Here is a 1775-nt window from a genome sequence, read left to right as displayed (position 1 = left end):
CAAGGCCGTCAAGTTAAGGGTTTGTGCTGGTGGTTACGGGTGGTGGGGGTGTGTAGACGCCGAGGGCGATTTTGCGGAGGAAGCCTTTGGTGACCCATCGGGTGAGTTGGGTGACCAGGGTTCCGGAGGAGCCCTGGTAGTCGATGGCGCGGGTGATCTCTTTGGGGGTCCAGATGCGGTCGGGGTCGTGGTGCATGGCGTTGATGATCTGGTCGAGGCGGGTGGGGCGGCGTGGTGGGGTGGTGGGTGTTGGGGGTGGTGGGGCGGGGTTGCCGGGGTGGTGGATGGTGAGGGTGATGTCGGTGACGGAGGTGCTGCGGGCGGGCCGTCCGGTTTGGGGGGCTGCGTGGTAGCGGGAGATGGGGGATTTGACTTTGCGGGTGCTGGTGCGGGATCGGCGTGGGGGCAGGGGGTGTGCGAGCAGGGTGCGGTGGATGGTGTCCGGGGGGCTGTGGGTGTCGGGGGCGGTGGGGGCCGGGGTGATTCCGGCGGCGTTGATCACGGAGAGCTGGGCGGATTCCAGTGCGCGGGTGAAACTCATCCGGTCGGGGTCCAGTCCGGTGGTGGCCGCTGCATCGGCCATGGCGGTCCGCAGGAGCTGGTAGACGGTCAGCAGGGCCCACATCTCCTGGCGGATTCCGTCGGGGGTGCCGGAGGACAGGACCCGTCCCTTCATCAGGGTGTGGCGCAGGGCGAGGTAGGCGACCTCGATCTCCCAGCGTTCGTGATAGAGCGCCAGGAGGCGCTCTGCCGGGTCGGGGCCCGCGTCGAGGAGGTTGGTGGCCAGGCGGTAACCGCTGGTCCACCGGGTGCCGTCGGCGCAGGTGGTGGTGACGGACGCCTCGATGATGCGGACTCTGAGGTGTCCGAGGCGGGTGAGGTAGGAGCCGTCGGGCAGACGCTGTTCGACGGTTGGTCTGCGGGCGGCTTTGAGGCGGATGAGGAAGGCCGCGCCGGTGGCGTCGGTCCGGGCGAGGAAGTCGTTTCCGTCGAAGCCGCGGTCGGCGAGCAGCAGCATGCCGGGGTCCAGGAGCGGCAGCAGGCCGTGTGCGTAGTGGCGCTCGCCGTGGCGCAGGGAGCCGAACTCGGCTCCGAGGATGCCGCGGGTGCCGGTCTCCACCAGCGTCATCAGCATCAGGCCCGGGTAGCCGGCCCAGCCCACCGCATGGCGGATCTTCTCCAGCCAGCGGCGGTTGCATGCCAGGTCCCGTACTTTGATGGACGAGCAGCCGTCGAAGGCCACGACACGCCGTCCCCGGTAGAAGGAACCCGGGGTGGATCCCCGGACCGCGAGCGGGCCCGCGACCGCGGTGAACAGTGCTTTGACAGGCTCGGTACCCACCCGGTGGCGTAAGCCGGCCAGGGCTGTCACCGACGGCATGGGAACCTCCGCCACGTGGGCCAGTGCCGAGGTCAGCCGGTTCCATCCGGCACGGTATCCGCATCCGAACAGAGCCAGCGCGAGCACCCAGTACACGCCCACCCGCGTCGGCAGGTCCCGCTGACGCTGCCCGAGCCGGCCGGTCTCCTCCAGCACCTCATCGACAGCCGCGAAGGGCAGGTACGGTGTCAATTCGCCCAGATGTCCGGGTGCGTACTTCCCCGGAGCGACAGTGATAGCACGCGAATACGTCACGGTGGCAGACTGCGTTTCCAACAGAGCTCCTGCGGTGAGGAATTGGTCTCGACAACCACCTCAACGACCAGGAGCTCTGTCCGTATCTCCCCACCCCACCCCGTAACCACCACCACAAACCCTAAACTTCACGGCCTTG

The 1775-nt window shown here is 68.2% G+C and carries 1 protein-coding gene; it reads right to left on the bottom strand.

Features of this window, described 5'->3' with window-relative positions:
* Positions 1-13: 13 nt before the first annotated feature.
* Positions 14-1636 carry an IS4 family transposase gene (locus tag AB0389_RS37785; RefSeq protein ID WP_366400120.1) on the bottom strand — a complete coding sequence of 541 codons (1623 nt, stop codon included), beginning with the start codon at positions 1634-1636 and terminating at the stop codon, positions 14-16.
* Positions 1637-1775: the final 139 nt, after the last annotated feature.

This window comes from Streptomyces sp. NPDC093109 (genome assembly GCF_040701725.1).
Classification (GTDB): Bacteria; Actinomycetota; Actinomycetes; order Streptomycetales; family Streptomycetaceae; genus Streptomyces.
This window is presented reverse-complemented; position numbering and strand designations above follow the sequence as displayed.